Origin of the sequence: Labrys okinawensis (assembly GCF_002982075.1) — a bacterium.
GTDB lineage: Bacteria > Pseudomonadota > Alphaproteobacteria > Rhizobiales > Labraceae > Labrys > Labrys okinawensis_A.
The window spans coordinates 431,150-457,577 of the sequence record NZ_PUEJ01000005.1 but is presented as its reverse complement, the minus strand read 5'-3'; the positions used below and the strand labels follow the sequence as shown (position 1 = coordinate 457,577).

General features: G+C 63.4%; 23 protein-coding genes. 9 read left to right on the top strand and 14 right to left on the bottom strand.

Annotation, left to right across the window (positions count from 1 at the left end):
- Positions 1–122 precede the first annotated feature (122 nt).
- Complete coding sequence (locus C5L14_RS15780) at positions 123–1,952, top strand: PHA/PHB synthase family protein (protein WP_105862986.1); 1,830 nt, start codon at positions 123–125, stop codon at positions 1,950–1,952.
- Between the two features lie 133 nt (positions 1,953–2,085).
- A complete protein-coding gene (locus tag C5L14_RS15775) occupies positions 2,086–3,750 on the top strand; it encodes an L-lactate permease (protein ID WP_105862985.1) in 1,665 nt (554 codons plus the stop codon).
- Positions 3,751–3,792: 42 nt separating this feature from the next.
- Here the strand turns inward: C5L14_RS15775 and C5L14_RS15770 are convergent, their stop codons facing one another.
- From C5L14_RS15770 to C5L14_RS15755, 4 genes are all read right to left on the bottom strand, one after another.
- The gene (locus C5L14_RS15770) at positions 3,793–4,578 is read right to left on the bottom strand and encodes an inositol monophosphatase family protein (RefSeq protein ID WP_181161190.1); all 786 of its coding nucleotides are present in this window, start codon (positions 4,576–4,578) and stop codon (positions 3,793–3,795) included.
- A gap of 51 nt (positions 4,579–4,629) precedes the next feature.
- A protein-coding gene (gene prfB / locus C5L14_RS15765; RefSeq protein WP_105862983.1) for a peptide chain release factor 2 occupies positions 4,630–5,761 on the bottom strand; the annotation gives its coding sequence in 2 pieces (ribosomal slippage) (positions 4,630–5,691 and positions 5,693–5,761; 1,131 coding nt in all).
- Between the two features lie 173 nt (positions 5,762–5,934).
- Positions 5,935–8,343, bottom strand: coding sequence for a penicillin-binding protein 1A (locus C5L14_RS15760; RefSeq protein ID WP_105862982.1), 2,409 nt, complete (start codon positions 8,341–8,343; stop codon positions 5,935–5,937).
- 320 nt (positions 8,344–8,663) lie between these two features.
- On the bottom strand, positions 8,664–9,926 hold the full coding sequence (locus C5L14_RS15755; RefSeq protein ID WP_210203247.1) for an N-acetylmuramoyl-L-alanine amidase: 1,263 nt from the start codon (positions 9,924–9,926) through the stop codon (positions 8,664–8,666).
- Positions 9,927–10,773: 847 nt separating this feature from the next.
- Here C5L14_RS15755 and C5L14_RS15750 point away from each other — a divergent pair.
- The 5 genes from C5L14_RS15750 (at position 10,774) to C5L14_RS15730 (ending at position 17,196) form a co-directional block, all read left to right on the top strand.
- Positions 10,774–13,464, top strand: coding sequence for an Rne/Rng family ribonuclease (locus C5L14_RS15750; RefSeq protein ID WP_105862980.1), 2,691 nt, complete (start codon positions 10,774–10,776; stop codon positions 13,462–13,464).
- A gap of 273 nt (positions 13,465–13,737) precedes the next feature.
- Complete coding sequence (locus C5L14_RS15745; RefSeq protein WP_105862979.1) at positions 13,738–14,589, top strand: NAD kinase; 852 nt, start codon at positions 13,738–13,740, stop codon at positions 14,587–14,589.
- Positions 14,590–14,594: 5 nt separating this feature from the next.
- Positions 14,595–15,203 carry a hypothetical protein gene (locus tag C5L14_RS15740; RefSeq protein ID WP_105862978.1) on the top strand — a complete coding sequence of 203 codons (609 nt, stop codon included), beginning with the start codon at positions 14,595–14,597 and terminating at the stop codon, positions 15,201–15,203.
- A gap of 29 nt (positions 15,204–15,232) precedes the next feature.
- Complete coding sequence (locus C5L14_RS15735) at positions 15,233–15,754, top strand: CoA-binding protein (protein ID WP_105862977.1); 522 nt, start codon at positions 15,233–15,235, stop codon at positions 15,752–15,754.
- A 155-nt stretch (positions 15,755–15,909) separates the two neighbouring features.
- Positions 15,910–17,196, top strand: a complete 1,287-nt coding sequence (locus C5L14_RS15730; protein WP_105862976.1) for an O-acetylhomoserine aminocarboxypropyltransferase — start codon at positions 15,910–15,912, stop codon at positions 17,194–17,196.
- On the opposite strand, the gene C5L14_RS15725 is transcribed toward C5L14_RS15730, so the two are convergent.
- On the bottom strand, positions 17,175–18,260 hold the full coding sequence (locus tag C5L14_RS15725) for a COX15/CtaA family protein (protein WP_245443403.1): 1,086 nt from the start codon (positions 18,258–18,260) through the stop codon (positions 17,175–17,177). The two genes, C5L14_RS15730 and C5L14_RS15725, sit on opposite strands and share 22 nt — an antisense overlap.
- Positions 18,261–18,589: 329 nt before the next feature.
- Between C5L14_RS15725 and C5L14_RS15720 the strand changes: the two genes are divergently transcribed.
- Positions 18,590–18,829, top strand: a complete 240-nt coding sequence (locus tag C5L14_RS15720) for a DUF2842 domain-containing protein (protein ID WP_105863244.1) — start codon at positions 18,590–18,592, stop codon at positions 18,827–18,829.
- On the opposite strand, the gene C5L14_RS15715 is transcribed toward C5L14_RS15720, so the two are convergent.
- The gene (locus tag C5L14_RS15715; protein WP_105862975.1) at positions 18,826–19,701 is read right to left on the bottom strand and encodes a LysR family transcriptional regulator; all 876 of its coding nucleotides are present in this window, start codon (positions 19,699–19,701) and stop codon (positions 18,826–18,828) included. The two genes, C5L14_RS15720 and C5L14_RS15715, sit on opposite strands and share 4 nt — an antisense overlap.
- A gap of 96 nt (positions 19,702–19,797) precedes the next feature.
- Here C5L14_RS15715 and C5L14_RS15710 point away from each other — a divergent pair, with 96 nt between their 5' ends.
- Positions 19,798–20,808, top strand: coding sequence for a zinc-dependent alcohol dehydrogenase family protein (locus C5L14_RS15710; protein ID WP_105862974.1), 1,011 nt, complete (start codon positions 19,798–19,800; stop codon positions 20,806–20,808).
- Positions 20,809–20,826: 18 nt separating this feature from the next.
- Here the strand turns inward: C5L14_RS15710 and C5L14_RS15705 are convergent, their stop codons facing one another.
- From C5L14_RS15705 to sufC, 8 genes are all read right to left on the bottom strand, one after another.
- Complete coding sequence (locus tag C5L14_RS15705) at positions 20,827–21,357, bottom strand: DsbA family protein (protein ID WP_105862973.1); 531 nt, start codon at positions 21,355–21,357, stop codon at positions 20,827–20,829.
- Positions 21,357–21,626 (bottom strand): DUF1467 family protein, encoded by a 270-nt coding sequence (locus C5L14_RS15700; protein ID WP_068282581.1) that lies wholly within the window; start codon positions 21,624–21,626, stop codon positions 21,357–21,359. Before C5L14_RS15700 ends, C5L14_RS15705 begins: the two co-directional genes overlap by 1 nt.
- Positions 21,627–21,660: 34 nt before the next feature.
- The gene (locus tag C5L14_RS15695; RefSeq protein ID WP_105862972.1) at positions 21,661–22,026 is read right to left on the bottom strand and encodes a TfoX/Sxy family protein; all 366 of its coding nucleotides are present in this window, start codon (positions 22,024–22,026) and stop codon (positions 21,661–21,663) included.
- Positions 22,027–22,038: 12 nt separating this feature from the next.
- Complete coding sequence (locus tag C5L14_RS15690; RefSeq protein ID WP_105863243.1) at positions 22,039–22,416, bottom strand: HesB/IscA family protein; 378 nt, start codon at positions 22,414–22,416, stop codon at positions 22,039–22,041.
- Positions 22,417–22,592: 176 nt separating this feature from the next.
- Positions 22,593–22,976: an SUF system Fe-S cluster assembly protein gene (locus C5L14_RS15685; protein WP_105862971.1), complete on the bottom strand. Its 384-nt coding sequence runs from the start codon at positions 22,974–22,976 to the stop codon at positions 22,593–22,595.
- 11 nt (positions 22,977–22,987) lie between these two features.
- Complete coding sequence (locus tag C5L14_RS15680; protein WP_245443402.1) at positions 22,988–24,232, bottom strand: cysteine desulfurase; 1,245 nt, start codon at positions 24,230–24,232, stop codon at positions 22,988–22,990.
- A gap of 115 nt (positions 24,233–24,347) precedes the next feature.
- Positions 24,348–25,670 carry a Fe-S cluster assembly protein SufD gene (gene sufD / locus C5L14_RS15675; RefSeq protein ID WP_105862969.1) on the bottom strand — a complete coding sequence of 441 codons (1,323 nt, stop codon included), beginning with the start codon at positions 25,668–25,670 and terminating at the stop codon, positions 24,348–24,350.
- A gap of 2 nt (positions 25,671–25,672) precedes the next feature.
- Positions 25,673–26,419 carry a Fe-S cluster assembly ATPase SufC gene (gene sufC / locus C5L14_RS15670; RefSeq protein ID WP_105862968.1) on the bottom strand — a complete coding sequence of 249 codons (747 nt, stop codon included), beginning with the start codon at positions 26,417–26,419 and terminating at the stop codon, positions 25,673–25,675.
- Between the last annotated feature and the right edge of the window lie 9 nt (positions 26,420–26,428).

Sequence of the window (26,428 nt, the reverse complement as noted above, 5' to 3'; positions counted from 1 at the left end):
CATCGGCAAACAGGGAAAATCGATGAAATCGACGGCATGGTTCACAAAGCGATGCGAAGAAGCATTCACAGGAGGGAAAAACATGTTCTAATGAAGGGCCCTAAGAGCCAAGATCGGATGCGATGAAGAACGAAAAACACTCCAACCCGCTTCTCTCGGCTGAGTCCCTGGCATCCTTCGGCCCGGTCGATATCGAGACGCTCGCCCGCAATATGGGTCGCGCGGTGGAGGAAGGCGGCAAGGCTCTCGCGGCCTATCTGCGCCCGCGGGAGGATGGCAGAGTCAAGAGCGACATCAGCGAGGAAGTCGCCGACGCGGTCAATTCCATCGGTCACCTGGCCCAGTATTGGCTGTCCGATCCGCAGCGCGCCCTGCAGGCCCAGACCAGCCTCGCCAGCGGTTTCATGTCCCTCTGGGCCTCCTCGCTGCAGCGCATGGCCGGGGAGGACGCCAAGCCTGTGGCGGAACCCGACCCCAAGGATGCCCGCTTCCGGGATCCCGAATGGAGCCAGAACCAGTATTTCGACCTGCTCAAGCAGGCCTATCTGATCACCAGCCGCTGGGCGGAAAAGCTGGTGCACGATGCCGACGGACTCGAGCCTCGTATGCGCCACAAGGCCGATTTCTACGTGCGGCAGGTCTCGGCCGCGATTTCGCCGAGCAATTTCATCGCCACCAATCCTTCGCTCATTCGCGACACACTGGCCGAGAATGGCGAAAATCTGGTGCGCGGCCTGGAGATGCTGAAGGAGGACATCGATGCCGGCGAAGGCGAGCTGAAGATCCGCCAGTCCGACACCTCGAAATTCGAGGTGGGTGTCAATCTCGCCACCACGCCGGGCAAGGTGGTGTTCCGCAACGCCACCATGGAACTGCTGCAATATACACCGACGACGTCCAGCGTGCTGAAGCGGCCCATCCTGATCTGCCCGCCCTGGATCAATAAATTCTACGTGCTCGATCTGACGCCCGAAAAGAGCTTCATCAAATGGTGCGTCGACCAGGGCCTGACCGTCTTCGTCATCTCCTGGGTCAACCCGGACGAGAAGCAGCGCAACAAGGGCTTCTTCGAATATATGAAGGAAGGCCCGATCGCGGCGCTCGACGAAATCGGCAAGATCACCGGCGAGAAGGAAGTCTCCGCTATCGGCTATTGCGTCGGCGGCACGCTGCTCGCGGTAACGCTGGCCTGGCTGGCCGCCAAGGGCGACACGCGCATCACCTCGGCCACCCTGTTCGCCACGCAGGTCGATTTCGAGAAGGCCGGCGATCTCAAGGTCTTCGCCGACGAGGATCATATCCAGTGGATCGAGAAGATGATGGCCGAGCACGGCTATTTTCCCGGTTCCAAGATGGCCGCCGCCTTCAACATGCTGCGCAGCCAGGAATTGATCTGGCCCTATCTCGTCAACAATTACATGCGCGGCAAGCAGCCCACACCCTTCGACCTGCTCTATTGGAATGCGGATGCCACCCGCATGCCCGAAAAGAACCACTCGTTCTATCTGCGCAACTGCTATCTGGAGAACAATCTCACGCGCGGACGGATGGTGGTCGGTGACGAGACCCTCGATCTGAAGAAGGTGACGATCCCGATCTATGAACTGGCGACGCGCGAGGACCACATCGCCCCGCCCAATTCCGTCTTCACTGGAGCCCAGGCCTTTGGGGGGCCGGTGCGCTATGTCCTGTCCGGCTCCGGGCACATTGCCGGCGTGGTAAATCCACCTGCCCGCAAGAAGTATCAATATTGGCTCGGCGGTCCTCCGACGGGCCGCTATGAGGACTGGCTGGAGGCTGCCACCGAACATCCCGGCTCCTGGTGGCCGGACTGGCTGACCTGGCTCAAGAAGCAGGCGCCGGAGGAGGTCCCCGCCGACAAGCGCAAACCCGGCGGGCGCCGCAAACCCCTCGGCGACGCACCGGGCAGCTATGTGCGCGTGAAGTCTTAGGACTGAACGGCCGCACGGCCCTGCGTAGATGGGCAGGGCCGCGTCCGAGCACCTATCTTGATTTTCCGGTCAAATCGGCCGAACTTCCGCGTGGCATACCCAACGATAAAAGTCGTCATCGGGAAGCCATCACATGTGGAACCAGACTTACAACCCTCTCGACAACGAAGTACTGTCCACCATCGCAGCCGCCATCCCTGCGGTAACTTTGCTAGTTCTGATCGCGAGCGGCAAGGTCAAGGCTCATATCGCGGCGGTGATCGCGCTCATCGTCGCAAATCTCATCACGATATTCATCTTTACCATGCCCGCGGGCCTGTCGATCCGGGCGTCCCTGCTCGGCGTCGTCACCGGTTTCTTCCCGATCGGCTGGATCGTTCTCAACGTGATCTATCTTTACCGCATCACCGTCGAGAGCGGCCGCTTCGAGTTGCTGCAACGGGCGATCGGCGGCGTCACCGAAGACAGGCGCCTGCAATTGCTGCTGATCGCCTTCTCCTTCGGCGCCTTTTTTGAAGGAGCTTCCGGCTTCGGCACGCCCGTCGCCATCACCGGAGCGATCCTGATCGGCCTGGGCTTCTCGCCACTCGCGGCTTCCGGCCTCTCTCTGATCGCCAACACCGCACCGGTCGCCTATGGCGCCCTGGGCACGCCGATCCAGGGCCTTGCGTCGGTGACCGGGCTCGATCCCTATGTGCTCGGGGCCATGGTCGGCCGGCAATTGCCGCTGTTTTCGTTGATCGTCCCTTTCTGGGTGATCGGCGCCTTCGCGGGCTGGCGCGGCATGATCGGGGTGTGGCCCGCGATCCTGGTCACGGGCATCTCTTTCGCCGTGCCGCAATTCCTGATTTCCAACTATATCAATCCCTGGATCGTCGATATCGGGGCTTCGCTCGTTTCGATGGGCTCGCTGATCCTTTTCCTGAAGGTCTGGCAGCCGAGGGAGCTGTGGCTGTCGCCGGCGCTCCGCAGCAACGATCCGTCGGCGAACCTTGCAAGGGCCCGTACGGAGGCCGATCGCAAGCCCTTGACGCAGGCCCAGCTCTGGGGCGCCCTGCTTCCCTGGATCCTGGTGTGCATCTTCATGCTGGTCTGGGGCACCGGCGCCTTCAAGACCTGGGCCAACGCCATCTTCTCCTGGAATTACCAGGTGCCGGAGCTGCACAACCAGATCAACAAGGTCGCCCCCGTAGTCGCCAAGCCCACGCCCGAAAGCGCGGTGTTCGCCTTCACCTATCTCTCCTTCACCGGCACGGGCATGCTGCTGGCCGCCATCGTGTCCGGCCTGCTGATGGGGTTCTCGCCCGCCCGGCTGATCGTCGAATATGGCCGCACCATCAAGGTGTGCTCGATCTCGCTGATTACCATCTCGGCCATGCTCGCCATCGGCACGCTGACGCGCCTGTCCGGCGTTGACGCCACCCTCGGCCTCGCCTTCGCGGCCACAGGCGTGTTCTATCCCTTCTTCGGAACGCTGCTCGGCTGGCTCGGGGTGGCGCTGACAGGCTCGGACACCTCCTCCAACGTGCTGTTCGGCAATCTGCAGAAGATCACCTCGCAGCAATTGGGCCTGTCACCCGTGCTGATGGCCGCCGCCAACTCCTCCGGCGGCGTCATGGGCAAGATGATCGATGCGCAGTCGATCGTCGTGGCCTCAACTGCCACCAACTGGTACGGCCATGAAGGCACGATCCTGCGCTATGTATTCCTGCACTCGATCATCCTGGCCTGCCTGGTCGGCCTTTTCGTGACCCTGCAGGCCTATGTCTATCCCTTCACCGCCATGGTGCTCGGGTGACATTCGGTCCAGGCCGCAGCAGCAAGCGGCCTGGATCTGCCTTCAACCAAGCAGTTGCGCGAGAGCCGGATAGATCGCCGGCCCTCCCGCGATGATGGCATTGCCCTTCACCAGGCCGTCATCCACGAGGAAATCACTGGTCTGGCCGCCGGCCGCACGGATGATGGCGATGGCGCCGAGGCAATCCCAGGAATTGATGTGGGATTCGACATAGCCGAGCAGGCGCCCGCAGGCCACGTAGCACAGGCACAGCGCGCCCGAACCGTTGCGCTGGTACATGCCACCGGCCTCAAGCAGCCGCGCCAGCACCGCCAGCACCTCGCTGGGCTCGATGCGGTTGTTGTAGCCCACACTGACCACGCCATCGCTGAGCGCGTTGCCCTTGTGAGGGGCGATCGGCCTCCCGTTGAGCGTGGCCGGTGCCATCAATCCACCGGCGAAAAGCTCGTCGTCCTTGGGCGCATAGACGAGCCCGAATTGCAGCTCGCCATCATAGACGAACGCAATCGACACGCACCAGCACGACATGCCGCTCAGGAAGGGTTGGGTGCCGTCGATGGGATCGACGACCCAGATGCCGCGCTTGTCGCCGATGCCGCTCGGCCCGGTCTCCTCGCCGAAAAAACCATCGTCGGCATAGGATTCGGCGATGCGTTTCTTGATCAGCAGTTCGGTTTGCAAATCGGCTTCGCTGACGACATCCTGCAAGCCTTTGCTCTTCACCGTCAGGCTGTCCAGCTCGTTGAAATAGCCGAGCGCCAGGGCACCGGCCTCCTTGATCAGGCCGTGAGCGAAGGAATAGCGCTGATAGATCGGATCCGAACTCATTGGCAACATGCTCATGTCAAAAGGAAAAGCCGGGGCGGCCCCGGCTTTCCGCTAGTCGATGTCCTCGACCGCATCGGGCCCGCCGCCATAGACGCGCTGGGCCAGGGCGGCCTTCATGAAGTCGTCGAGGTCGCCATCCAGCACATCACCGGGCGTGCCCGACGTGTAGCCGGTGCGGGTGTCCTTCACCATCTGATAGGGCTGCAGGACATAGGAACGGATCTGATGGCCCCAGCCGATATCGGTCTTGCCGGCATGGGTCGCCATCGCCGCTTCTTCGCGCTTCTTGAGCTCCGCCTCGTAGAGGCGGGCCTTCAGCATGGCCCAGGCCGTGGCACGGTTCTTGTGCTGAGAGCGGTCCTGCTGGCACGCCACCACGATGCCCGAGGGCATATGGGTGATACGCACGGCCGAATCCGTCCGGTTGACGTGCTGGCCGCCGGCGCCGGAAGCGCGGTAGGTGTCGATGCGGCAATCGGATTCATTGATCTCGATGTTGATCGAGTCGTCGATCACCGGATAGACCCAGACGCTGGCGAAAGAGGTGTGCCGGCGGGCGTTGGAATCATAGGGCGAGATGCGCACGAGGCGGTGCACGCCCGATTCTACCTTGGCCCAGCCATAGGCCTTGTTGCCTTTGAGCAGGATGGTAGCCGACTTGATGCCGGCGGTTTCGCCGTCCGTGAAATCGATCAGCTCGACTTTGAAACGGTGCCGCTCGCCCCAGCGCGTATACATGCGCAGCAGCATATTGGCCCAGTCCTGGCTCTCGGTGCCGCCGGCGCCGGAGTTGATTTCGATATAGGTGTCGTTGTTGTCGGCCTCGCCGGAGAACAACGCCTCGAACTGTCGTTCGACGACCTCGTCCTTGAGCCGGGCCAAGGCGCCTTGCGCCTCGTCGACGATCGACTCGTCGCCATCGGCCTCGCCGAGTTCGGCGAGCTCGAGGGTTTCCTCCAGGTCCTTTTCGATACGCACGAGCGAGGACAGCCGATCGTCGAGATCGGTGCGCTCACGCATCAGCTTCTGGGCCTTCTCGGCATCGTTCCAGAAGTCGGGCTGTTCGGAGAGGTGGTTCAGTTCTTGCAGGCGGGCGTAGGAAGTATCCCAGTCAAAGATGCCTCCTCAGCAGTCCCGCAGACTGCTTGATGTCGTCCGCCAGGGACAGGATTTCAGCGCGCATGAATGAATCGCCCGTTCGAGGTTGACCAGAGCATCTTCAAGGAAACCGATAGGCTTCCCGGTCAAGAAAATGCGTCAAAACAAGAAGTTAGAGAAAAGGCGCGATTCGAAGAAACCGCACTTTGCTCTTGCCGGGCTTCATATAGGCAAGCCGGCCGGCCAGGGGAAGGACAATCAGTAGAGATCACCCGTTCCCATGGAGACGGGGCCGCCACCGCCTCCCCCTTCGGAGCCGCCGCCGGAACCGATGACGGTGTAGTTGTCGGGCGGTGCCGTGCCAGGCTTGAAGGCTTCCAGAATGGCGCCGCTGCCCTCCGAACGCATGCCGGTCTTGCGGTCGATACGGATCAGCTTGATGCCAGGCGGAACGCGGAACGGCACCGGCGCCTTATCGGCCAGGGCCGTCTTCATGAAAGTGCCGAAGATCGGCGCCGCCAGGCTGCCGCCCGTGACCTTGTTGCCGATGTGGCGCGGTGTGTCGTAGCCGACATAGAGGCCGCAGACGAGATCGGGCGAATAGCCGATGAACCAGGCGTCCTTCTCGTCGCTGGTGGTGCCGGTCTTGCCGGCGATCGGGCGGTTGAGCGAGCGCAGGGTCTGGGCCGAACCGTGCTGGATCACACCCTCGAGCATGGAGGTGACCTGATAGGCCGTCATCGGGTCGAGGACCTGCTCGCGCGGGTCGAGCAGGCGCGGTTCGTCCTGGCTGTTCCAGTCATCGGCATTGCAGCCTTGGCAGATCCGCTCGTCATGCTTGTAGATGGTCTTGCCCCAGCGGTCCTGGATGCGGTCGATCAAGGTCGGCTTGATCAGGCGTCCGCCGTTCTCCAGCATGCCGTAACCGGCGACCATGCGCATCACGGTGGTGGTGCCGGCACCGAGCGCGCCCGACAGATAGGAGGGCAGATCATCGTAAACGCCGAAACGACGGGCATATTCCGCGATCAGCGGCATGCCCACGTCCTGGGCGAGCCGCACCGTCATGACGTTACGCGAATATTCGATGCCGAAACGCAGCGTCTGCGGGCCGTAGAACTTGTTGGAGTAGTTGGCCGGCCGCCAGGTCTCGCCATTGCCCTGGTTGATCTCGATCGGCGCGTCCATGACCACGGAGGCCGGCGTATAGCCATTGTCGATGGCGGTGGCGTAGACGAAGGGCTTGAAGGAGGAGCCGGGCTGGCGCTGCGCCTGGGTCGCGCGGTTGAATTCGCTCTGGTCGAATGAGAAACCTCCCACCATGGCGAGCACGCGGCCCGTATAGGGATCCATTACCACCATGGCGCCGGAGATTTCGGGGATCTGCCGCAGGCGGTAGGTGCCATCGGTTTTGGGCTCGACATAGATGATGTCGCCGACCTTCAGGATCTGGCTGACCTTGCCGACCCGGCTGCGCGCCCATTTCACACCGTCCAGATTGATGGTGCCGGTCGGGCGTTCGGTTGAAATCGAGCCGAACCGGTCCAGCGGGGGCTGCAGTCCGATGCGGGCGGAGTTGTCGCTGGAATCGAGCACGATGGCAAGCTGCCAGGGCTTGATGTCGCTCAGGCGCTTCTCCGCGCCGAGAGTCAGGCCCCAATCCTCGCCGAGATCGACATTCTTGACCGGGCCGCGGAAACCACCGCGCTCGTCAAAACGCACGAGCCCCTGTACCATGGCATCGCGCGCCAGGCGCTGGAGCTTGGGATCGAGCGTGGTGCGCACGGACAGGCCGCCCTCATAGAGCTTGTCCTCGCCATAGCGCTCGGCGATCTCGCGCCGGACTTCCTCCGTGAAATAATTGGCCGCGTAGCTCTGGGCGCCTTCGAAGGAACGCGGCGTCACGGCCAGAGGCTCGGCCTGGGCCTTCCGCCCCTCCTCCTTGGAGATGTAGCCATTGGAGACCATCTGGTCGATCACCCAATTGCGTCGACCGACGGCCGCATCGTGATTGCGGATCGGATTGTAGTTGTTGGGGCCCTTCGGCAGGGCGGCGAGATAGGCGACCTGGGCGACGCCGAGCTCGTCGACCGACTTGCCGAAATAATTGAGGGCAGCGGCGGCCACACCGTAATTGCCCATGCCCAGATAGATCTCGTTCAGATAGAGCTCGAGGATCTTGTCCTTCGAATAGGTCTGCTCCATCCGCAGGGCCAGGATGGCTTCCTTGATCTTGCGCACGATGTTCTGGTCGGGCGCGAGGAAGAAATTCTTGGCGACCTGCTGCGTGATGGTCGATGCGCCCTGCTGGCGGCGGCCCTTATGCGTGACATTGGCGATCAGCGCGCGCAGCACGCCCTTGGGATCGATGCCGACATGATTGTAGAAATCATTGTCTTCCGCCGACATGAAGGCGTGGATCAGGAGCGGCGGCATCACTTCGATCGGCAGATAGAGGCGACGCTGGCGGGCATATTCGGCCAGAAGCGCGCCGTCGCCCGCATGCACGCGCGTCATCACCGGTGGTTCGTAGTCCTTGAGCGCTGCGGTATCGGGCAGGTCGCGCGTGTTGGCCCAGACATAGAGGGCCAGGAACGATCCCCCGACAAGGAACAACATCGATGCCGTTGTGAACAAAAATCCAAGGAACCGAACGAAAAGTCTCATCACAACGCTTTCATCGGCAATATCTTCCCCGCCCTGCCGTCGCCAGGTGTGGGCCGAAGCCGTTCGTTTTCATGCCGGCAGCCCCGGCTCGTTTCGTTGACATCTAACATGCCGGGCCGGCCGAACCCAAGGGCGGCAACTGCACCTCGACGCTTTTGCAGGGCTTTTGTGGAGAAACTGCGGCTCACCGGCAACATGCCTGTGCATGACGCCTGCAGGCGCGCCTTTCGAGAGAGCCGCGGGATGCGGGCGTTCTCCTGTCTCCGGAGCTCGTTTCGATGCCTCTTTGCGAAATCGGGCGAGGCCGGGGGCGAGAGGCCTCAGGGGGTTGCCGGCACCGAACCGCTGGCTGCCGCGGGCTGGTTGGCGCGGCGCTGCTGGAAGAAAGCGTCGATCGCCGTCACCACCGCATCGGAGGCGCGGTTGCGCCAGTCGTCCGACGTCAGCAGCTTCACGTCGTCCCGGCTCGATAGATAACCGAGTTCCAGCAGCACCGAGGGAATGTCGGGTGCGGTCAGCACCTTGAAGCCGGCCGAACGATGCGGGTTCTTGTTGAGCGTGGCAGCGGCCTGGAACTGGTCGATGAGAACCTTGGCGAAACCGTTGGAGAAGGATTTGGTTTCGCGCCGCGTGAGGTCGATCAGGATATCGGCGACATCACCGGGCTCCGAGGCCAAGTCCACGCCCGCGATCGCGTCCGCCTTGTTCTCCTGCTCGGCATAACGAGCCGATTCGGCATCCGAAGCCCGGTCCGAGAGCGTGTAGATCGTCGCTCCCCTCACGCCGAACGGATCGTGCAGCGTATCGGCATGCACCGAGATGAACAGCGAGGCGCGGTTTGCGCGCGCGAACTGCACGCGACCGGCCAAGGAGATGAAAGTATCGCCGTCACGGGTCAGCACGGCCCGGTAGCGCCCCGTCTCGTTGATCTTGTCGGCGAGCCGCTTGGCGAATTCGAGCACGATGGTCTTTTCCTGCTCGCCGGATTTGGAGGTTGCGCCCATGTCAATGCCGCCATGGCCGGGATCGACCACGACCACCGGTCGTCCGGGCTGGCTTTCCGGCAGAAGCGGCGGCGAGGACGGCGGCGGCTGCGGATGCGCGCTCATGTCCGAACTCTTCTGGCTCGCGGCGGCGCGCATGAAGGCAGCCCTGTCCGTCTTGACGAGATCGATCACCAGCCGCGCCGGTTGATCGTCCAGCGCATCCAGAAGGAAGGATTTGTCCACCGCTACCGGCTCGGTCAGGTCCAGGACGATGCGAGACTTGCCGGGCGCGATCAGGCCAAACCGATAGGCGCTCACCACGCCGCGCCCGTGCTTGCCGGTCTCCGGCGGCATGCCGAATTCTATTTGCGGCAGGTCGACCACGACGCGATAGGGATCAGGCAGCACGAAGACGCGAAAATTCAGGTCGCTCACGGAGCCGTGAAGATCAACGATCAGGCGCGTTCGCCTGTCGTCGCCCGCCAGCCTTGCGTCACTGGCCGTCAGGGTGGACGGCGCCATTGTCGCGGGGGGCTGCGTCTCCACGGGGTCGGCCGTAACCGGAGGGGCGACGGGGCCCTGGGCGGCACGGGCCATCTGCGCCTGCCCTATCCCCAACAAGACCAGCATGCCTATCGCGGCGAGCCTCATTCCGCCCATCATCTCCAAATTATTCCGTCGAACGCCCCCGTCGCACATATCCGTGCCGAAGCGTTGCAATTCCGCGCGGGGATTGCCGGCACGTCCCGACGGTTGCAAGGCAGGGGACCGGCGCGAAACCCGATCCTGCCAATATCCGCTTGGAAGTGGCGAAACAATGATGAAGGCTCCGAAGGGTGTCTCCGGCGTTAACACAGGCCAGACATTGTCCGTGTCCTTCCTGCAACAGCCAACGGAAATCCTTGCCAAATCGAACAAGAACTCGATAAAACAAATTCGCTCTCGAATGGTTCTCCGACCATGCCGAATTCGAGCATCAGAATGGTCCCTGCAGACCGGTTGCGCCGTGAAAGCGTGACGATCGTATGCGGTGCCGGCCAAGCCGAGGTTATCCGGCTGCTGATGTGTCCTTAGAGGATAAGGAGAATCACGGGTGGCGTGCGGATCGCCAGCGATCCGGATTGGCGCGAGCGCCAGTCGGACATTCCGTCCCGCCCATCGACCGAGAGCGCCGTCGCGGGATTCGTCCCGAGACCCGAACCCGGTGATGGAGCGATGCAAATAACAGCATCCCCCGGACGTCGAGAAGTGAAGCAGCGTGCACTCCCCGAGCGGTTTGCACGAACACTGCCGCTTTCGGCTTCGGGACATACCATTCGCCCCTCATCGAGCCTTGTCCCAGCCAACAGAGCAAGCGCCTGCCGCATCGGCAGGGCTGTATCGGTGTTCGTCGCCTGCAGCCCCGCGCATGACCCCGGCCGCGCTTGCCAGAGAGAAAATAATAATGGCCAACAAAATGTTGATCGATGCCGCCCACCCGGAGGAAACCCGGGTCGTGGTGGTCCGCGGCAATCGCGTCGAGGAGTTTGACTTCGAGGCAGCCAATCGCAAGCAGCTGCGCGGCAATATCTATCTCGCCAAAGTCACCCGAGTCGAACCGTCTCTTCAGGCGGCCTTCGTGGAATATGGCGGCAATCGCCACGGCTTCCTTGCCTTTTCGGAAATCCACCCTGACTACTATCAGATACCCGTCGCCGATCGCCTGGCCTTGCTGGCCGAGGAGCAGCGCTCGCATCGCGACGAGGAAGACGACGAGGAAAACGGCAACGCCAATGGCGCGAGCGAGGGTCGCCGGGGCGGCTCGCGCCGTCGTCGCGGCCGCGGGCAGAACCGCACCGAGGCTGCAGAAGCCGAAACGGCCGCTGTCGTCGCTTCGGCTCCCGAACCTGATGCAACCGATGACAGCGCCGGTGAGGAAGGCGGCTCCGGCGGCATCGTCGAGGTCGGCTCCGGTTCCGACGAGGAGCATGTCGAGGCACTCGGTGGCGGCGATGTCGCCGACGACATCCCAGAGCGCGTCGCCCGCCCGCGCAAGCAGTACAAGATCCAGGAAGTGATCAAGCGCCGCCAGGTGCTGCTGGTTCAGGTCGTCAAGGAAGAGCGCGGCAACAAGGGCGCGGCCCTGACCACCTATCTGTCGCTGGCCGGTCGTTATTCGGTGCTGATGCCCAACACCGCCCGGGGCGGCGGCATTTCCCGCAAGATCACCAATGCCGTCGACCGCAAGCGTCTCAAGGCCGTGGCCGGCGAACTTGACGTGCCGGACGGCATGGGCGTGATCCTGCGCACGGCCGGTGCTTCGCGCACCAAGGTCGAGATCAAGCGCGACTTCGAATATCTGCTGCGCCTGTGGGAGAACGTGCGCGATCTCACCCTGAAATCCGCGGCTCCGACGCTCGTCTATGAAGAAGGCTCGCTGATCAAGCGCTCGATCCGCGACCTCTACAACAAGGACATCGACGAGGTGATCGTCGCCGGCGACGAGGGTTATCGCGAGGCCAAGGACTTCATGCGCATGCTCATGCCGAGCCATGCCAAGAACGTCCAGGCCTATCGCGAGGCGGCTCCGCTGTTCCAGCGCTTCGGCGTGGAAGCCCAGCTCGACGCGATGTTCTCGCCCTCGGTCAGCCTGAAATCAGGCGGCTATATCGTCATCAATCAGACCGAGGCACTGGTTTCGATCGACGTCAACTCCGGCCGCGCCACGCGCGAGCACAACATCGAGGACACTGCCCTCAAGACCAATCTCGAGGCTGCGGAGGAAATCTCCCGTCAGTTGCGCCTGCGCGACCTTGCCGGCCTGATCGTCATCGATTTCATCGATATGGACGAGAGCCGCAACAACCGCTCGGTCGAGCGCAAGCTCAAGGATTGCCTGAAGAACGACAGGGCGCGTATTCAGGTCGGCCGCATCTCGCATTTCGGCCTGATGGAGATGTCGCGCCAGCGCATCCGCACCGGCGTGCTGGAATCCTCCACCGAGGTGTGCGCCCATTGCGGCGGCAGCGGCCATGTCCGTTCCGTCACCTCCGTGGCCCTGCATATCCTGCGCGCCCTCGAGGACCAGCTTCTCAAGAGCGCCACGCATAATCTGGTGCTGCGCACCCGGACGGCCACCGCGCTCTATGTGCTCAACCACAAGCGCGGCCATCTCTATGCGCTGGAAGCCCGGTTCGGCGTTTCCATCACCGTGAGCGCCGACGAGACCATCGTGGGTAGCCAGAACTACCTGATCGAACGCGGTGATATCGCGACACCGCAGGAACCGCGCCCGGTGGCGACCACCGTCCAGGTCGACTCCTTCCCGCCGGCCGAAGAAGTGGCCGAGGTCGAGACCGACGTCGAGGAAGAGGAAGAAAAGGAAATCGAGGGTGGCCGCAAGTCGCGCCATCAAGCCGCGGATGGCGAAGCCGAAACCGGGGAAGGCGGCCGCAAACGCCGCCGTCGCCGTCGTCGTCGCCGGGGCAATGGCCCGGGTGGCGAAGCCGATGCGCAGAACGCCGCAGCCAATGAAAACGAAGGTGACAGCGAAGGTGAAGGCGAGGATGCCGCGCCCGCCGCCGAGCAGGCTGCAGCCGAGCCGTCCACGGCCGAGGATGTGACACCGCCTGCGGTCGCCGAAACCGTCGCCGCGAGCGAGGACGAAGGCGCGGATGCCGGCAAGCGTCGCCGCCGCGGGCGTCGTGGCGGCCGCCGCGAGGCCGAAGTCGAACCGCCGGCAGTTGCGGCTTCCGCCCCCGCAACCGCCCCGCTCGAGACCGCTGCGGCGGAAGCCGCCGAAGTAGCGGCTGTCGCCGAGGCCGTCCCCGAGATAGCCGCGGAAGAAAAGCCGAAGCCCAAGCGCCGCGGACGCAAGCAGGTGGCGATCAAGACAGAAGCGGAGAGCGAGACCACGCCGGCCCCTGCCCCGGAAGCCGAACCGGTCCAAGCCGAGACGGTCCAGGCCGAGACGGTCCAGGCCGAGCAGCCTCCGGCACCGGCTCCTGCCGCCGAGTCGGAACCCGAGCCGGGTCAGGAAGCCGTGGCATCCGCCGCGGTGCGCGAAGTCGTGGTGTCCAACCCCTCGGCCTATGTCTATGTCGACGCCGTCGATCCAGCCAAGCCGAAGAAGGCCGGATGGTGGTCCAAGAAATGATGTGATCTACTTGAGCAAAGGGCGTTCGCGGTTGAGCGCTCCCTTGCTCAAGTTCTTCTTTCCAGACCAATCGCCGCCCAGGGGCGGCTCATGCGTCTTGCGTTTCGAGACGCTTCGGGATCTTGAAGACGCCGTGCTGATCGTCAGTGCGGCGTTTTCTCATGCCGGCTCATGCGCCGGGAGCCGCGCCTTTGCCCCTCGGCGTTTCTCTCCACCGCACGACGCTTTGGGCATTGGCAGTCGCCGATTTTTCGCGATAGGCTGTCATCGGGCATGCGTCGCCTGCCTCATCCATCGACCCGGGCATGCCCTGGTCCAGCGAACATTCCCATTGCGATTCCATTCGTGACCAGCAAACACCATTTCGAGAAGATCGCCTTCGTGGCCACCGCCACCGCTTCGGCGCGCAAGGCGCTCAAATCGCTCACGGCGCACTATGGCGACGTCCCGATCGAGGAAGCCGACGTGGTCGTCGCTCTCGGCGGGGACGGTCTCATGCTGCAGACGCTGCACAGGCTGATGGGCCGCAAGCTTCCCATCTATGGCATGAATCGCGGCTCGGTCGGCTTCCTGATGAACGAGTTCCGCGAAAACGACCTGCATGACCGCCTGGCCAAGGCCCGGCGTAGCGTGGTGCACCCGCTCGCGATGTGCGCAGTCGATACACGCGGCCATAAATCGAAGTCCTACGCCATCAACGAGGTTTCGCTGCTGCGCGCCCGTTTCCAGGCGGCCAAGCTCAAGATCTCGATCGACGAGCATGTCCGGCTGGAGAGCCTGATCTGCGATGGCCTGATCGTGGCGACCCCTGCCGGATCGACCGCCTATAATCTGTCGGCGAATGGTCCGATCCTGCCCCTCGAGGCGCCTTTGCTGGCACTCACCCCGATTTCGGCCTTTCGGCCGAGGCGTTGGCGCGGTGCCATCCTGCCGCAGCGCGCCCGTGTCACCGTCGACGTGCTGGAAGCGAGCAAGCGGCCGGTCAATGCGGTCGGCGACAATGTCGAGGTCAAGGATGTACAGCGCGTCGAGATAGCCATGGATTTGTCGCAAGACCTCGTCATGCTGCACGACCCTGGGCACTCGCTCGACGAGCGCATCCTGCGCGAGCAATTCGATTGGTAGCCACCATGCACGCCCACACCGTCAGGCACTTCGCCCGCCGTCTATGTCTTGCTTCCAGCCTGGCTCTATCGGCGTGTTTCCTGTCCGGCTCCGCCGGCGCGAGCGACGACCAGGTCAAGCTGACCGCGCCGATGGTGGAGAAATTCATCGCCGCACGTGGGGAGTTGGCGGTCCTCGCCGCCGATCTCACCAAGAAATATGGCGATCGTTCCGACACGCCCGGCGATGATCCCGTGGCCTCCCTGCCGGCATTCCAGGATATCGCCGAGGCCAAGACGCGCACCGATGCAATCCTGACCAAATATGATTTCAAGGATCTCGACACGCTCGATATCGTCACCAATTCGGTGATGCTGGCCTATCAGGCCGATGTCCCCGACAATAGCGGTGGCAATGCGGCCGAGAACGCTCAGAACGATCCCGAAGCAGAGAAGGCCAAGGCACGGGCCGAGATCGAGGCGGATCAGAGCCTCACTCCCGAGAAGAGAAAGGAAGCGCTGCAGCAGCTCGACGAACAGTTCGCGTCCCTGCAAGCCTTGACACCGCTTCCCGGCAATGCGGAGGTGGTGAAACCCTTCCTCGACAGGCTCAAACCCATAGCCGAAGCCAATTGATGACCGGACGACGACCGGCGGATTTGTGAATGAACCACGACAGCTATTCTGACGACTATATCGGCGGCATCCTGCGCAAGGTTCACAGCATCGCCATGGTCGGCGCTTCGGCCAATGAAGCCCGGCCGAGTTATTTCGTCCTGAAGTACCTCAAGTTGCGCGGCTATCAGATGTTCCCGATCAATCCGGGCCTTGCCGGCAAGACCATCCTGGATCTGCCGGTTTATGCCAGCCTGGCAGCCCTGCCCGGCCCGGTCGACATGGTCGACATCTTCCGCAATTCCGAGGCGGCCGGCGCTGTCGTCGACGAGATCCTGGCCCTGCCGGTGCTGCCCAAGGTGATCTGGATGCAGTTGACGGTGCGCAACGATGCCGCGGCTGCGAAAGCGGAAGCCGCTGGCATCGAGGTGGTGATGAACCGCTGCCCCAAGATCGAGTATGGCCGGCTTTCCGGCGAAATCGGCTGGGCCGGCGTCAATTCCGGTGCGATTTCCTCCAAGCGGGCGACCCGAGACAATCGTGGCTTCCAACGCCTCGGCCTGCGCCGGTAGGCTGCTGATACCATCAGTCATTGCGAGCGCAGCGAAGCGATCCAGAGGCCTCCTACAAAAACTGGATTGCTTCGCTGCGCTCGCAATGACACCAATTCACCGACGCCGCGCGATCGCGGCCAAGCATTCCACAAGACCATCCAAGGAGGATCATGATGTCGGCTGGGCAACAACCAGGGTTTTCAACGCTTGCCGTTCACGCAGGCGCGCAGCCCGACCCGACCACCGGCGCCCGCGCCACCCCGATCTATCAGACGACATCCTTCGTCTTCGACGATGTCGACCACGCCGCCTCGCTGTTCGGGCTGCAGGCTTTCGGCAATATCTATTCGCGCATCACCAATCCCACCAATGCGGTGCTGGAGGAGCGTGTCGCCGCCCTGGAAGGCGGCACCGCCGCCCTGGCGGTCGCCTCGGGACACGCCGCGCAGATGCTGGTGTTCCACACCTTGCTGCAGCCGGGCGACGAGTTCATCGCCTCCAACAAGCTCTATGGCGGCTCGATCAACCAGTTCAACCATTCCTTCCGCTCGTTCGACTGGAATGTGCGCTGGGCCGATGCCAACGATCCCGCCAGCTTCGCCGCCGCGGTGACCCCCAAGACCAAGGCGATCTTCATCGAATCCATCGCCAATCCCGGCGGCATCATCACGGATATCGCCGCCATCGCCGCCATTGCCAAGAAGGCCGGCGTGCCGCTGATCGTCGACAACACCCTCGCCTCGCCCTATCTCACCCGACCGATCGATTTCGGCGCCGACATCGTGGTCCATTCGGCCACCAAATTCCTGGGCGGGCATGGCAACTCGATCGGTGGTGTGATCGTCGACGGCGGCAAGTTCGACTGGCTTTCCTCAGGGCGCTATCCCTTCCTGTCGGCGCCGCGCCCGGAATATAACGGCATCGTCATCGGCGAGACCTTCGGCAACTTCGCTTTCGCCATCGCCGCGCGCGTGCTCGGTCTGCGCGACCTCGGCCCGGCGCTGTCGCCCTTCAACGCCTTCCTGATCCTGACCGGTATCGAGACATTGCCGCTGCGCATGCAGAAGCATTCGGACAATGCCTTGGCCGTCGCGCAATATTTGGCCGAGCATCCGGGGGTGGCCTGGGTGTCCTATCCCGGTCTCGATGCCGACCGCTACAATGCCCTCGCCCGCAAATATTGCCCCAAGGGCGCCGGGGCCGTGTTCACCTTCGGCCTGAAGGGCGGCAACGAGGCGGGCATCCAGCTGGTGTCGAACGTCAAATTGTTCTCGCATCTCGCCAATGTCGGTGACACCCGCTCGCTGATCATCCACCCGGCTTCCACCACCCACCGGCAATTGTCCGATGAGCAGAAGAAGGCAGCGGGCGCGGGCCCCGACGTGGTGCGCATCTCGGTCGGAATCGAGGACGTCAAGGACATCATCGCCGACCTCGATCAGGCCCTCGCCGCCAGCTGAGGCGCAGAACCTGCGGCCAGCCGCTGCGCGTGCACCGTCGCAGCGGTGAGCAGCAGGACGCCGCCGAGCTGATGCAGGATACCGGCCCAGAGCGGCACGACCAGCACGAGCGTGATGATGCCGATGGCGGCCTGGGCCAGCGCCACGGCCGCAACCAGCAAGGCCCGGCCACGCGCCGGGCCGTTCCCGCCCCGCATGGCCAGCCAGGCCTGCAGCAAGGCCAGCGCCACGATGAGATAGGCCACCATCCGGTGCTGGAACTGCACCGTCAGCGCATTCTCGAAATGGTTCACCCAGGTGGGGGCCATGATGTAGAGATTGTTCAGCGCCGGGATGAAATGGCCGTCCATCAGCGGCCAGGTGTTGTAGGCCATGCCGGCCCTCAGGCCCGCCACCAGCCCCCCCATGAAGATCTGCACCAGGACGAGCGGCACCAGGAGATAGGCAATCGCCCGCGCAGTTCCCGGCACGGCTCCGCTGAAGCGTTCCTCCTTGAGCGAGGATGCCACCCAGACGATCGCCGTGAGAATGAGACAGGCCAGGGTCAGGTGCATGGCCAGGCGATATTCGGAGACCTCCGTCCGATCGGCCAGGCCCGATTTCACCATCCACCAGCCCAGCAGTCCCTGGCTGCCGCCGAGCGCCAGCAGACCGACCAGCTTCACGGTGAGCCTGGGCGTCAGCCAGCCGCGCAGCCAGAAGATCAGGAAAGGCACGGCAAAGACGATGCCGATCAGGCGGCCCAGCAGGCGATGGCTCCACTCCCACCAATAGATGAACTTGAACTCCTCGAGCGACATGCCGAGGTTCAGCTTCACATATTGCGGGATCTGTTTGTATTTCTCGAACTCGGCCGCCCATTCGTCGGCGGAGAGCGGCGGAATGGTGCCCTTGATCGGCTTCCATTCGGTGATCGAGAGCCCGGATTCGGTCAGGCGCGTGGCGCCGCCCACCACCACCATGGCAATCACCAGCACGGCTACGACGACGAGCCAGGCGCGGATAGCCGCAAGATGGCCGCGGCTCATGCCGCTGGTGGCGGGATTGTCTGCAATGGCGGCCACGTGGATTGCCTTTCCTGGTCGGCCGGCTCGCATCGCGTGCTTTGCGACATCTGGAACGCGCTGCGAAACACGAAGCCGGGAGAAAGAAGCGTTTCCGTCGAAACGCTCTTTGTTCTAAAGCGTTTTGCGATTACATGGAATCACCTTGAATCGCAAAGACACGTCGAAACAAGGAGTTAGAGCAAACAAGCGTTCGTTCACGAACGCGCTTTGCTCTAGGGCGCACAGATATAGAAATCGCCTGGCTGGAGCAACGCGCGCTCGCGTCGCACTTCAAAGGCAATACGCCTCGCCGCCGCGTGCCGGCGCTGGCTACGGAGTTCGAGATCATGGCCCAGGACTACAAGGCCCCGTCCCTGCGCAAACTGGTCGGTTCGCTGGCGATGCTGGTGCTGGTCGTGGTCTATGCCCTCCTCGCCATGGCCCTGGCGGAAGGCCGCATCACCGACGCCCCCGCCTGGCTGCAACCCATTCTCTATGCCATTCTGGGCCTTGCCTGGATCTTCCCGGCCATGCTCATCATCAAATGGATGGAAAAGCCCGGGAGCAAGCCGAAGGACAGAAGCTAGCGCTCGCCATCACCCAATTGGGCGCCGATCGCCTGCGCCAGGATATCGACGACAGGGTCCAGCAAGCGAAGATGCGGCGAGCGTTGCATCTGGACATCGAGAACCAGGCGGAGATCATCGGCATCCTCGAGCGCGGCAATCCCCGGAATGGCGGCTCGTTCCAGGAACCGCCGCGGCAGCAGGCTGAGCCCGAGTCCCTCCCGCACCAGGGCCAGTTGCAGGCCTGAATCCTGAACTTCGGCGATCACCTGCAACGCCTGCCCCCGCCGGACCATTGCCGAAGCCAGGAGCCGGCGGGCATCGCATGGTTCGGGGCTGAGAATCCAGCCGGCCTCGGCGATCGAACCATCCGCTTTCCCGGCAGTTTCGGCGCTCGCGGTGATGATCGACAGATACTCCTTTCCCAGGATGCTCAAACGATCGCTGACAACCTCGGCAGAGAGCAGCACGGCGGCATCGAGATTGCCGCGGGCAAGCTGCTCGGACAGAGGTTGGCTCCAGCCCGTGATCAAGCGCAGCATTACGTTCGGAAATCGTCGGCGCAGATCGCGAATGATCGGCGCGAGGGCGCTGCCGGCAATACCATGGGCGACACCAAGCCTGAGCATGCCTTCGGGTTCGCGCTGCCTTGCCATCTGCGTGAACTCGTCATAGGCGGCCAGCACCTTTCGACACCGGGCAAGCGCCTCGATAGCCAGCGGCGCCAGGGTTGGCGGCTTTAAGCGACGGTCGAGCAATTCGAAGCCGAGGAGCTGTTCGAGCCGCTGGATCTGCCGGGTGACCGCCGGCTGCGTCAGGGGCAGGCGCTCGGCTACCCGTTGGATCGAACCTTCTTCGGCGAACAGAACGAAAGTGCGCATCTCGCTCAACATTATACATTCCTTGCATATTGATTTTGATCATTATGAATTTGAACATTATGTGCCGCATCCGCATCCTTGCCAAGGCAAATGGGCAAGGAGACAAGAATGAAAGCCATCATCATCGAAGGCGAGCCGGGCATCGGCAATCTGCGACTGGTCGAGCGGCCGATGCCGACCCCGCGACGCCAGGAAGTAATCGTGCGCATCAGGGCGACAGCTCTCAACTACCGCGATCTCGAGATCATCCGCGGCAGCTATCACACCCGCTTCCCCCTGCCGCTGATCCCGATCTCGGACGGCGTCGGCGAAGTGGTGGCGATCGGGGAGGATGTCAGCCGCGTTGCGATCGGCGACAGGGTCTGCAGCACCTTCTGGCAGCGCTGGGTCGGCGGCAGTTTCGATATGGCCGAGCCGAGCTACCAGCGCGGCGGCCCCCTCGACGGGCTGCTGACCGAATATGCCGCCCTCGACGAACAGGCTGTCGTGCCAGCACCCGCCCACCTTACCGACCTCGAAGCAGCCACCCTGCCCTGCGCCGGCGTGACGGCATGGCACAGTCTGGTCACCGAGGGCCGCGTCCATGCAGGCGACACCATCCTCGTGCTCGGTACCGGTGGTGTTTCGATCTTTGCCCTGCAATTTGCCGTCAATGCCGGCGCCCGCGTCATCGTTACATCGAGCAGCGACGAAAAGATCGAGCGCGCCAGGGCGCTCGGGGCGGCGGCCGGAGTGAACTACCGCAGGCACCCGCAATGGGCCGACGCCGTGATCGAGCTCACGCAGGGGCGAGGTGTCGACCATGTCCTGGAGGTCGGTGGTCCCGACAGTTTCGCGCAATCGCTGAAGGCCGTACGCCGCGGCGGCCAGATCAGTGTGATCGGCTATCTCGGCGGCACCGAGGGAACCATCAATCCGCTCGATATCTTCCGGCGCCAGGTGACGGTGCGGGGCATTCCAGTGGGTTCACGCGCCTCCTTCGAGGCGATGGCGCGGGCCATCGACGCCGGCCGGATCCGGCCCGTGATCGATCGCTGCTATCCCTGGATGGATATCGGCGAAGCCTTGCGCCATCTCGCCGGCGGCACGCATTTCGGCAAGATCGTGCTGCAGCATTGAGGTGCCGCGGCAGCGGGTTCAGTTTCCGTTTTCTGCAGCAGCCAGCAGCGCCGCATGCAGCCCGCGGAGGTCGCGACGGCCATCATGACGAACGCCATTGATGAACAGGGTCGGCGTCGCATTCACGCCGCTGGCGATGCCACTCTGGAAATCGAGCTCGATCCTGGCGGCGTAGCGCCCGCCCAAGGCAGCCTCGACGGCGTCCTGGCCAAGACCGAGCCGGCGTCCGTAGCTGCGCAGGGCCCTGTCATCAAGCGCATGCTGGTTGTCGTAGAGGATGCGGTGCGCCTCCCAGAATCGGCCGACTTCGGCCGCCGCCTCGGCCAGGCCGGCGGCATGCAGGGCAAAGGGATGTGGCTCGACCAAGGGGAAATGGCGGAAGACATAGCGCAGCCTGTCGCCCATCAAACGCTGCACGCCGTCGATCACGCCAACGGTCTCCCCGCAATAGGGGCATTCGAAATCGCCATATTCGACCAGGGTGACCGGGGCGTCGGCAGGCCCCTTCACATGATCCTGCGGGCCGACATCGCGTGAGAGCACAGCCATTATTGCTTCAGGTCCGGTACGATGTCGAAGATCTGGTGCGGCATCCAATGTTTCGACACGACGAGATAGACGCAGGTGAAGATCGCCACGGCGATCACCGTCGTGATGCCCGCCTTCTTCAGCAGCATCGGCCTTTGCGGCGCCCCGGCCTCGGTGCCCGGCACCACCTCGCCACCTTCGAACTGGCTCTTCACGCCAAGCGGCAGCACGGCGAACAAGGTCATCCACCAGATGACGAAGAACAGGGCGATCGAGAGCACGATGGACATGGCAATGGTCCGATATCGACGAAAAGGAGGGCACTCACGCGGGCTGCGGCGCGCTCTTCCTGGAACGTTTTGCTTTAGACGCCCGCTTCGGAGCGCGCAAGGACGCAGCCAAACCCAGACGGCCCCACTTCAGGGCTTCGTCCGGATCGTCGAGTGCAGCGTCCGGCAAGCTCCAATAAGGCAGCTGCACGTCGCGGTTCTTGCCCCGATAGCGAAAGGGGCGAGAACCCGCCTGCTCGAACAAGGGCTGGACCTCGGCATCCACCTTGATCCAGATCTCATCGAAAGCGCCGAGCGCGAAGACCACGCCGTCGGAATAAAGGCCGACCCCACCAAACATGCGGCGGATGGATAGACGCGGCATGCCAGCGAAGAGGTCGCGCAGATGCTCGTGATCCATGCGCCGACGGTCTCAGGCCGTCGCTTCCAGCGCGCCACTCGATGCCGGCGTGATCGCGACCGACTCGCCGCAGCCGCAGGCCGAGGTCTGGTTCGGGTTGTTGAAGACGAACTGCGCCGACAGCTTGTCGGTCTTGTAGTCCATCTCGGTACCGAGCAGGAACAGCACGGCCTTGGGATCGATCAGGACCTTGACGCCCTTGTCCTCGACCACTTCGTCGAGCGGGTTGGCGGCTTCAGCATATTCCATCGTGTAGGACATGCCGGCACAACCACCATTCTTGACGCCGACGCGCACACCTTCATAGGGCCGCTCAGCAGTGGCCATGATGGCCTTGATCTTCTCGGCCGCGGCATCGGTCAGCGAAACGACCTTGAACTTCGGACGGATCTTGCTCACTGGAACACTCCAACAACACCGGGTTCAAGGCCCGGCGCTCGGTTTACCCCACGAATATAAGCGCGACTCGGCTCGAATGCGAGAGGGTTGGGGGACGGGTCTTCAGACCCGCTTAGCCTCTTTAACACGCATGGCGTTTCAGGCTGGTCTGAAGACCAGCCCACCGATCACCACATGTCCAGCGCGACCCGCGCTTCGTCGGACATGCGCGACTGGTCCCACGGCGGATCGAAGACCATCTTCACCTGGACTTCGGAAACGCCGGGAACGCTTCCGACGGCATTCTCGACCCAGCCGGGCATTTCGCCCGCGACCGGGCAGCCGGGCGCCGTCAGCGTCATGTCGATGCTGACCTTGCGATCATCGCCGATCTCGACACGGTAGATCAGGCCAAGTTCGTAGATGTCGGCCGGGATTTCCGGATCGTACACCGTCTTGAGAGCAGCCACGATTGCGTCGGTCAGCCGGTCGATCTCTTCCGGCGGCAAGGCTGTCGCCCCTGCGACAGCCGGTTCATTGGGCCGGGTCTCGGCCAGATTTCCGTCGGCCATCACTGCCTCCGTCATGCGAAAAAGCTCTGCGCCTTGATCAGCGCCTCGACCAGTGCATCTACCTCGTCGAGCGTATTGTAAAGCCCGAAGGATGCGCGGCAGGTCGAAGTTACGCCATATCGCGCCAAAAGCGGCTGAGCGCAATGCGTTCCTGCGCGCACCGCGATACCATAGCGGTCCAGCACGGTCGCCACGTCATGGGCATGGGCGTTCTTCAACTCGAAGGAGACGATACCGCCCTTGCCCGGCGCCTCGCCGAAAATCCGGATCGAATTCAGCTTGGACAGTCGCTCCTGGGCATAATGGAGAAGCTTCTCCTCGTGAGCCCGGATATTGTCCCGCCCAAGCGCCATCATATAGTCCAGGGCTGCACCCAAGCCGATCGCCTGCACGATCGGGGGCGTGCCGGCCTCGAAGCGATGGGGCGGCGTGGCATAGGTGATGTTGTCCTCGGTCACCTCGCCGATCATCTCGCCACCACCGTTGAAGGGCGGCATCCGCTCCAGCCATTCCTTCTTGCCGTAGAGCACGCCGATGCCGGTCGGGCCATAGACCTTGTGGCCGGTGAAGGCATAGAAATCGACGTCGAGATCCTGCACGTCGACGTCGAGATGCACGGCGCCCTGGCTGCCGTCGGCCAATACCGGAATGCCGCGGGCATGGGCCAGGGCCACGATGTCCTTGAGCGGGGTCACCGTGCCCAGCACGTTCGACATATGGGTGATCGCCACCATCTTGGTGCGCGGCCCCAAGAGTTTTTCGAAAGCCTCGAGATCGAAGGAGCCGTCCTCGCGGATCGGCGCCCATTTCAGCACGGCGCCGGCCCGTTCGCGATGGAAGTGCCAGGGCACGATGTTGGAATGATGCTCCATGATCGAGAGCACGATCTCGTCCCCCTCGCCGATCTCGAGCAGCCGCCCCATGGAGGCGGCGACCAGATTGAGCGATTCCGTGGCCGAGCGCGAGAAGACGATCTGCTCGACCGAGGGGGCGTTGAGGAATTTGCGCACACTCTCGCGTCCAGCCTCATAGGCCTCCGTCGCCGCATTTGCCAGATAGTGCAAGCCCCTGTGAACATTCGCATATTCATGGGTGTAGGCGTGCATCATGCGATCGAGAACCGCCTGGGGCTTCTGCGCGGAGGCACCATTGTCGAGATAGACCAGAGGCTTGCCGTGAACCTGCAGCGACAGGGCCGGAAAGTCGGCACGGACCTTGGTCAGGTCATAAGGAAGTGCGGCGACGGGCTTGTTCACGGCAAGAGTTCCTCTTTGGGAGTGGCGCCCCGGCTCCATCGGTCGACGGAGCGAGGCCGCCATGTTTTCCTTCAAGAACATGGCAGAGAATGCCGACCAGAGGTCGACACTCCGGTCAGACCCGCTTGTCGAGCCAGGCCAGCGTGAGCGCATTGAGGCGATCGCGCAGGTCCTCGTTCTCCACCGTCTCGATGGCCTCGCCGACGAAGGCCTGGACGAGGATCGCCTCGGCCTCCTTCTGCGGGATGCCGCGGGCCTTGCAATAGAACAGGAGATCCTCGTCCAGGGCGCCGCAGGTTGCGCCATGGGCGCACACCACGTCGTCGGCAAAGATTTCGAGTTCCGGCTTGGCGTTTGCCTCTGCCGTTTCAGACAGCAGCAGCGACCGGCTCATCATGCGGCCGTCGGTCTTCTGCGCGCCGGGGCGAACCACGATCTTGCCCTGGAACACCGAGCGGGCCTCGTCGTCGATCACCGCGTGGAAAAGCTCGCGGCTCTCACCGCCAAGTGCCGTATGATCCACCACCAAAGTGGTATCGGCATGGCGCTTGCCGGCCAGCAGCGTGGCGCCCGACAGCACGATCTTGGCATCGTCGCCCCGATAGGTGACGAAGAGCTGGTTGCGTGCAACGGCGGCCCCCGCCTCCAGGGCGAAGCTCTGCAACACGGCTTCCTTGCCGAGCGAGGCCAGCACGGTGGAGATATGCTGCGCTTCCAGCCCCTGAACCTGGAAGCTGATGCGCTGCAGCTCGGCCCCGTCGCCAACCTTGACGGCAAGGGCCGCATTGGTCTGATGGGCGACGCCCTCCGGCCCCTCATAGCTGTCGATCAGCGTCAGCTTGGCGCCGGCGCCCAGCACCACGAGCGAGCGCGTGAAGGTCGCCTGCGGCACGGCACCGGTATGACGGGTCTCGATGGCGACCGGCAGACCGATCTCGACGCCTGCCTCGACGCTCACCACCACGCCGTCGCTCATGAAGGCGGTGTTGAGATCGAGCACCGCGTTGTCAGGCGCTCCGGCACTGAGATCGGCGATGAGCGCATCGTCGGTCGAGGCGAGCGCCTCGGCGAGGGAAGTCACCTTCAGCCCGGCCGGCAGTGCGGCAATGTTCGACAGCGTCGGAGAATAGGCACCGTCGACGACGACCAGGCGAATATGGTCGAGCCCGGCGAGAAAATCCTCCGCCCGGCCTGCCGCAGCAGGCGTGCCCTGCGGGCTGGTCGCGACGGGATTGGCGTCGCGCATCAGGTTACGCAGATCGGTATATTTCCATTCCTCGACCCGGCGATGAGGCAAGCCGCTCTCGCGGAAACGCGCAATGGCCCCGTCGCGCAGGCCACGCACAGCCGCGGCGCCGGGCAGCGCCTCGCGCAGGCCGCCGAAGGCCTCGTCCAATGCCGTCTCGGCCGAAGTTTTCACAGCAACGATATTGGCCATGGTTACGCAGCTTCCTCGTAGTCGCGATAGCCGTTGGCTTCGAGCTCGAGCGCCAGTTCCTTGCCGCCCGACTTCACGATGCGGCCCTTGGAGAGGACATGCACGCTGTCGGGGACGATGTGGTTGAGCAGGCGCTGATAGTGGGTGATGACGATGAAGGAGCGCTTGGGCGAGCGCAGCGCATTGACGCCGTCGGCCACGATGCGCAGCGCGTCGATGTCGAGGCCGGAATCGGTCTCGTCGAGCACCGCGAGGCTCGGCTGCAGCAGCGCCATCTGCAGGATCTCCATGCGCTTCTTTTCGCCGCCGGAGAAGCCGACATTGAAGGCGCGGCGGAGCATTTCCTTCGAGATCTTAAGCTCATCGGACGCACTGTTCACGCGCTTGATGAAGTCCGGCGTCGAGAGCTCGGCCTCGCCGCGCGCCTTGCGCTGGGCGTTCAAGGCGGCCTTCAGGAAGGTCATGGTTGCAACGCCGGGAATTTCGAGCGGGTACTGGAAGGCCAGGAAGACGCCGCGCGCGGCGCGCTCCTCGACCGGGATCTCGAGGATGTTCTCGCCGTCGAGCAGGATCTCGCCCTCGGTAACCTCATAGTCTTCCTTGCCGGCCAGGATATAGGACAGCGTCGACTTGCCGGAGCCGTTCGGGCCCATGATCGCCGCGACTTCGCCATCCTTCACCGTGAGGCTCAGCCCCTGGATGATCGGCTTGCCGTCGATTTCGGCATGGAGGTTCTTGATTTCGAGCATCGTAGAGTT